Here is a 5,664-nt window from a genome sequence, read left to right on the forward strand (position 1 = left end):
ACATCCTGGTGAACTGTGCCGGCATCGCCGAACCGCCGGGATCATCCATCCTCGACATCAGCCCCGCCCAGTTCGGTGAGCTGCTCGAGTCGCATTTGGGCACGGTGTTCGCGACGTGCCGTGCGGCCGCTCCGAAGATGGTCGATCAGGGTGGCGGCAGCATCGTCAGCACCAGCTCGTTCGCGTTCCTCGGTGACTACGGCGGGACCGGATATCCGGCCGGCAAGGGTGCAGTCAACAGCCTGACGTTGGCGATTGCCGCGGAACTGAAGGAGGACGGCGTGCGGGCCAACGTGGTGTGCCCGGGCGCCAGAACGCGGTTGTCCACCGGGCCGGAGTACGAAGCCCACATCGTCGACCTGAACCGGCGGGGACTGCTCGACGACGTCTCGATGCAGGGCTCGCTGGACGTCGCACCGCCGGACTACGTCGCTCCCACATACGTCTATCTGGCCAGTGACCTCGCAGACCAAGTGACCGGCGAAATCTTTGTTGCCGCAGGCGGTTTCATCGGGCGATACCCGCGAACCGCGCCTGCGCTGATCGGGTACCGGGATCACCACGACTCACCACCGTGGTCGGTGGCCGAGCTTTCCGCGTTGATCGGCAGACCCGCGTAAGCCCCTTGCTTTCGGCCTAGCCGACCTCGCGACGGAACACCAAGCAGACCTTCAGGGTTGTCTTGGCGCCCACCATGCCGAACATGTTTCCTTCCACGGCGAACTGCTTGCGCGCGACCGTCGTGTGTGCCGTCAGCTGCACCTCACCGTCGCCAAGCACCTCGACGTGGGCCTGCAACGGCAGCGGCGCCGTAATGCCCTTGGCCGTCAGAGTCGCGTTAAGGCGAACGGTGTCACCACTGCTGGCCTCACCACCGGCGACCTCGACGATGATGTTCGGGTACTTCTCCACATCGAAGAAGGCCGGCGAACGCAGATCCTCGTCGCGCTTTCCCAGTCCGGTGTGCACCGAGGCGGCCTTGACTTCGATTCGGCCGGATACCGTTCGAGCATCCTCGATTTGCCCACCCCCGCTGAATTCGGTGAATTCGCCGCGGACCTTCATCGCGCCCCACATCGTCTTGTTTTCGAACCGGATGGAGGATCGCTGCGGAACCGCGTTCCAAACGCCCACCGACTCGGGGCTGCTGAGAAACGTTGTGACAGCCAACATGTCATCTCCCTCGCGTGTCAGCGTGGGTTGACTGCGCAGCGCCGCTGCCAACCCGACGGCATTCGCACCAGCTAATAATCGACGATAGTCCTCGCGGCTTGTCCGTGACAGCAAAGTGCATCAGATGCCCCGCCGACCGTGGCGGGCGCGGCCGTGCTCATAAGCTGGGACGCATGCCTACCGTGTTCACCAAAATCATCAACCGGGAACTGCCGGGCCGGTTTGTCTATGAGGACGACGAGGTGGTCGGATTCTTGACCATCCAGCCGATGACTCAGGGACACACGCTGGTGGTGCCGCGAGAAGAGATCGACCAATGGCAGGACGTCGAATCGGCCGCCTTCGGCCGGGTGATGTCGGTGGCGCAGCTGATCGGTAAGGCCGTTTGCCGGGCATTCGATGTCGACCGTGCCGGCCTGATTATTGCCGGGCTCGAGGTCCCTCACCTGCACGTCCACGTCTTCCCGACGCGCAGCTTGAGCGATTTCGGCTTCGCCAATGTCGATAACAACCCGTCTCCGGCATCTCTCGACGAGGCCCAGGCCAAGATCAAGGCGGCCCTCGCCGAGCTGGTCTGAGCTGCACCCAGCTTGTCTGCTGTGATCGTGCGCAGGTGCGAACGTTGCTTGACGCCGAATTACTGTATCTCCGGGCAGCCGTTCAGCTTGGTTGTCCGACCCTGCGCGCCGAGCGCTCAGCGCGGGTAGGCCCGTCAGCGATGCGCGGCAGGCTGACGTAGAACCGGCAGCCCTGCCCGGGCGCCGTGGTCACGGTGACGATGCCGCCATGCGCGTTAACCAGGGAGTCGACGATCGACAGTCCCAGCCCACTACCGCCGCTGATCCGTGCGCGCGACGAATCGGTGCGATAAAACCGTTCGAAGATGCGCAGCGCGTCCTGCTGGCTCATCCCGGGGCCTTCGTCGACCACCTCCAAGATCGCGTCGTCGGCGTCGGTGCCGACCCGGACGGTGATGTCGGCGGATTCGGGCGTGTGTTCCAGCGCGTTGGTCATCAGGTTGCCAAGCACCTGACGCAGCCGAGGCTCGTCGCCCAGCACCTCAGGGATGCCGGGACCGTCGAGCACTTCCATGGTGATCTTGCGGTTCGGCGCGACCGCCTGCGCGTCGTGCACTGCATCGCTGGCCAGGGCCAGCAGGTCGACCCGGGTCTGCTCGATCGGCCGCTGGGCGTCGATCCGGGCCAGCTGTAGCAGATCATCGACCAGCAGGCCCATCCGACGCGATTCGCTTTCGATTCGCGACATCACCATTTCCATGTCGCGGGCGGCACCCTGGCGGTACAACTCGGCGAAGCCGCGCATGGTGGTCAGCGGGGTGCGCAGTTCATGGCTGGCGTCGGTGATGAAGCGTCGCATCCGCTCTTCTGAGTTCCGCGCCTTTTCCGCCGAGGCTTCCGACGACGCAAACGCCCGCTGAATCTGAGCGAGCATTCCGTTGAGAGCCTGGGAAAGCCGGCCTACCTCGGTACGCGGATCACGTTCGGGGACACGGCGATCCAGCTGGCCGGCGGCGATCGCCGCAGCGGTCTTCTCGACCTCCGTCAGCGGTCGCAGACTTCGGTGCACCACCCACGATCCGGCCAAGCCGAGGACCAGCAAAACCGCCGCGCCGATGCCGATTTGCAGCAACTCCAGTGACCGGACCGTCTGCTGGATGTCGGAAAGGTCGTAGGCGACGGTGACCAGCCGACCGCTTGGTGCACGTACCGACACCACCCGCCAATGCACGGCCGATTTGTCGACCGATCCGAGCGTCACCGGCTCGGGCCCGACGTCATTGTTGGCGGGCAACGAGGGTTCTGCGTTGCTGTCGTTGACGACGGTCGTGGTGTGCCCGTCCACGGTGATGTAGCGGACGTAGAAGTTCGACGGCGGACGGTCCAGCGTCGGCCCCCGGCGCACCGGAAGCGATCCCCGGGGTGCCTGCGCCCAGCCGCGGGACGCCTCCTCCAGCGTCTGGTCGACGCGCTGGATCAGGCTGTGCCGCAGGATCGAGGTGACCGCAATGCCGGATGCCGTCAGCCCGCAGGCGGCCAGCAGCAGGAGGGCGGCGATCAGGCCGACCCGAAGCGGCAGGGCGACCCGAAATCTTCTCGGCATCCCCTTATTCTGCGCCGACGGTTACCGCGGCTCGCGCAGGACGTAGCCCACGCCGCGCAGGGTGTGCAGGAGCCGCTTCTCGCCGGTGTCGATTTTGCGCCGCAGATACGACACATAGGACTCGACGACGTTGACGTCACCACCGAAGTCGTAGCGCCAGACGTGGTCCAGGATTTTCGGCTTGCTCAGCACGGTGCCGGCATTGATCACGAAGTAGCGCAGCAGCGTGAATTCGGTGGGCGACAACGACACCGGCTCACCGGCCTTCCACACCTCGTGGGTGTCCTCGTCGAGTTCGATGTCGGAGAATGTGAGCCGGGCATTACGACGCTGGGTGACGCCTTTGCCGGTGCGCCGCAAGATGACTCGCAACCGAGCGACGACCTCTTCCAGGCTGAACGGTTTGGTGACATAGTCGTCGCCGCCGAGCGTCAGCCCGGCGACCTTGTCCTGCAGCGAGTCGCGGGCGGTGAGGAACAGCGCGGGGGCGTCGATGCCGTCGGCGCGGAGGCGGCGCAGCACCCCGAAGCCGTCCATACCGGGCATCATCACGTCGAGGATCACCGCATCCGGCTTGACGTCGCGGGCCAAATCCAGCGCCGCGGGGCCGTTCGTCGCGGTGTGCACCTCGAAGCCCTGGAACTTGAGGCTGACCGACAGAAGTTCGACGATATTGTCTTCGTCGTCGACGACCAGCACCCGCGCCTCGGGAGTTGTTTCTTCTGCGATTGCGGTTGACATCTGTCTATTTGCTCGCACTTAGCTCAGTACAGCCTCGACATATGCTGTGGACTTGCTGTCAGTTAGTTTTGCGACAGCTTCGGGCCGCTCCGACCGGCGCGAATACACTCGTGACATGAACCTCGGCAAAAGCCTGGCCGCCATCGTCACCGCGCCCGCGCGCATCGGACTCGCGGCCGCTGACGCCGGCCTGGGCGTTGCGACGTCGGCGCTCGGCCTGGCGCATCGAACATTGGGCGAGACGAGCTCGCCGGGAGGGCCGAACGCGGTCGCGCACATGCTGGGCATCGACGACGCCCTCACAAGGGCGAACCGGCTGGCGCGGTTGCTGGACGACGACGCGCCGCTGGGACGCGCCCTGGCCACCGACGGGCCGATCGATCGGCTGCTGCGTCCGGATGGGGTGGTCGACATGCTCACGGCACCGGGCGGCCTGCTTGACCGGCTGACCGCCGAGGGTGGCGGGCTGGAGCGGGCGCTCAAGCCCGGCGGCCTGGTGGATCAGCTGACCGCCGACGAGGGGCTGATCGACCGGGTTCTCGCCGAGGACGGGCTGGCCGATCGGCTGCTGGCCGAGGGCGGGCTGATCGACAAGCTCACCGCCCGCAACGGGCCGCTTGAGCAGCTCGCGGCGGTCGCCGACACCCTGAGCCGGCTGGCCCCCGGGATGGAAGCGCTGGAACCGGCCATCGCCACGCTGCAGGACGCCGTCATATCGCTGACCATGGTGGTCAACCCGCTCAGCAACATTGCCGACCGGATTCCGCTGCCCGGCCGTCGGCCGGGCCGCCGCTCGTCACCGCGGACGGTTCGCTCTCAGCGGGTCATCGACCATGACGAGTGAGTCGCTCAGCGCCGACAGGAATGGAGCCGCGTGAGAGACTCGAACTCTCGACATCCGCTTTACAAGAGCGACGCTCTACCAACTGAGCTAACGCGGCCGGGCTGGCTCGATGAGCCACGACGATTCTAGACGGGGCGATGCCGCTCAACTCCGTCGAGTGTGAACGCAGCGATTACAGCGAACCGAACAGCGCAGTCCCCAGCTCCGGACCCATCATCGCGGCGAAGGGCGCCATCATCGCGGTCAGATCGGCCGACAGGGTAGCGGGATCAAAGGCGTTCGCCAGCGCGGCCCATTCTTCCGCCAACTGAGTCGGGTCAACGGCGTTCATCGACGCGCCCCAGTCCGCGGTCAGCGGTGTCGGATCAAATGCGTTCGCCGGCGCGGCCCAATCCGCCGATGGCTGGGTGGCATCGAAGGCGTTCGCTAACGCGGTCAGACCGGCGCTGAAATCGTATGGCGGCGGGATTGTTGGTGGGGTCGAAGCCAAGATCCGTCCAGAATTTGTAGAACTGAGCCGTCAGTTCGCTGAAATCGGGTCCGCTGCCCACAGGGGGACTTGGGTTGTCGAAGTCCCAGAACGGTTGCTGCAGGATCTGTATGGACTGCTGAATCTGCTCTGCGGTCGGGACGTTGGCTTGGCCTGCTGCGTAGGCTTCCAGCCAGGTTTGGATATTGGTATTCCCCGGCCAGGCATCCTCGATGGCTTGAACAAGGTGCGGATAATCCAAATTCGCGTCGGTGACCGCCGTGCACTCGCCAGGACAAAATGGGCTACCAGGCGT

General features: G+C 65.3%; 8 protein-coding genes and 1 tRNA gene. 3 read left to right on the top strand and 6 right to left on the bottom strand.

The features are described from left to right. The coding region (locus WBF82_RS08575; protein ID WP_424382623.1) for an SDR family NAD(P)-dependent oxidoreductase at positions 1–620 on the top strand (620 nt) is incomplete at its 5' end. Positions 621–636: 16 nt separating this feature from the next. On the opposite strand, the gene WBF82_RS08580 is transcribed toward WBF82_RS08575, so the two are convergent. Then, on the bottom strand, positions 637–1,173 hold the full coding sequence (locus tag WBF82_RS08580) for a YceI family protein (RefSeq protein WP_424382624.1): 537 nt from the start codon (positions 1,171–1,173) through the stop codon (positions 637–639). Between the two features lie 173 nt (positions 1,174–1,346). Here WBF82_RS08580 and WBF82_RS08585 point away from each other — a divergent pair, with 173 nt between their 5' ends. Continuing rightward, positions 1,347–1,751, top strand: a complete 405-nt coding sequence (locus WBF82_RS08585; RefSeq protein WP_424382625.1) for an HIT family protein — start codon at positions 1,347–1,349, stop codon at positions 1,749–1,751. Between the two features lie 82 nt (positions 1,752–1,833). Here the strand turns inward: WBF82_RS08585 and WBF82_RS08590 are convergent, their stop codons facing one another. Together WBF82_RS08590 and WBF82_RS08595 are read right to left on the bottom strand one after the other, a co-directional pair. Next, positions 1,834–3,294, bottom strand: a complete 1,461-nt coding sequence (locus WBF82_RS08590) for a sensor histidine kinase (RefSeq protein WP_424382626.1) — start codon at positions 3,292–3,294, stop codon at positions 1,834–1,836. Positions 3,295–3,315: 21 nt separating this feature from the next. After that, positions 3,316–4,035 (bottom strand): response regulator transcription factor, encoded by a 720-nt coding sequence (locus tag WBF82_RS08595; protein ID WP_424382627.1) that lies wholly within the window; start codon positions 4,033–4,035, stop codon positions 3,316–3,318. 115 nt (positions 4,036–4,150) lie between these two features. Here WBF82_RS08595 and WBF82_RS08600 point away from each other — a divergent pair, with 115 nt between their 5' ends. Continuing rightward, the gene (locus WBF82_RS08600; RefSeq protein WP_424382628.1) at positions 4,151–4,879 is read left to right on the top strand and encodes a hypothetical protein; all 729 of its coding nucleotides are present in this window, start codon (positions 4,151–4,153) and stop codon (positions 4,877–4,879) included. A 21-nt stretch (positions 4,880–4,900) separates the two neighbouring features. Here WBF82_RS08600 and WBF82_RS08605 read toward each other — a convergent pair. The 3 genes from WBF82_RS08605 to WBF82_RS08615 all read right to left on the bottom strand — a co-directional run bounded on the left by WBF82_RS08605 (position 4,901) and on the right by WBF82_RS08615 (position 5,610). After that, positions 4,901–4,976 (bottom strand) — tRNA-Thr (locus WBF82_RS08605). A 75-nt stretch (positions 4,977–5,051) separates the two neighbouring features. Continuing rightward, complete coding sequence (locus WBF82_RS08610) at positions 5,052–5,210, bottom strand: hypothetical protein (protein WP_424382629.1); 159 nt, start codon at positions 5,208–5,210, stop codon at positions 5,052–5,054. Positions 5,211–5,244: 34 nt separating this feature from the next. After that, on the bottom strand, positions 5,245–5,610 hold the full coding sequence (locus WBF82_RS08615; protein ID WP_424382630.1) for a hypothetical protein: 366 nt from the start codon (positions 5,608–5,610) through the stop codon (positions 5,245–5,247). Positions 5,611–5,664 lie beyond the last annotated feature (54 nt).

The organism is Mycobacterium sp. (genome assembly GCF_049673265.1).
Taxonomy (GTDB): Bacteria; Actinomycetota; Actinomycetes; order Mycobacteriales; family Mycobacteriaceae; genus Mycobacterium.

What these genes read in the sequence shown, in the direction of transcription:
- WBF82_RS08580 (WP_424382624.1), bottom strand. Translation starts at nt 1,173, where the DNA reads ATGTTGGCTGTCACAACGTTTCTCAGCAGCCCCGAGTCGGTGGGCGTT.
- WBF82_RS08585 (WP_424382625.1), top strand. Translation starts at nt 1,347, where the DNA reads ATGCCTACCGTGTTCACCAAAATCATCAACCGGGAACTGCCGGGCCGG.
- WBF82_RS08590 (WP_424382626.1), bottom strand. Translation starts at nt 3,294, where the DNA reads ATGCCGAGAAGATTTCGGGTCGCCCTGCCGCTTCGGGTCGGCCTGATC.
- WBF82_RS08595 (WP_424382627.1), bottom strand. Translation starts at nt 4,035, where the DNA reads ATGTCAACCGCAATCGCAGAAGAAACAACTCCCGAGGCGCGGGTGCTG.
- WBF82_RS08600 (WP_424382628.1), top strand. Translation starts at nt 4,151, where the DNA reads ATGAACCTCGGCAAAAGCCTGGCCGCCATCGTCACCGCGCCCGCGCGC.
- WBF82_RS08610 (WP_424382629.1), bottom strand. Translation starts at nt 5,210, where the DNA reads ATGAACGCCGTTGACCCGACTCAGTTGGCGGAAGAATGGGCCGCGCTG.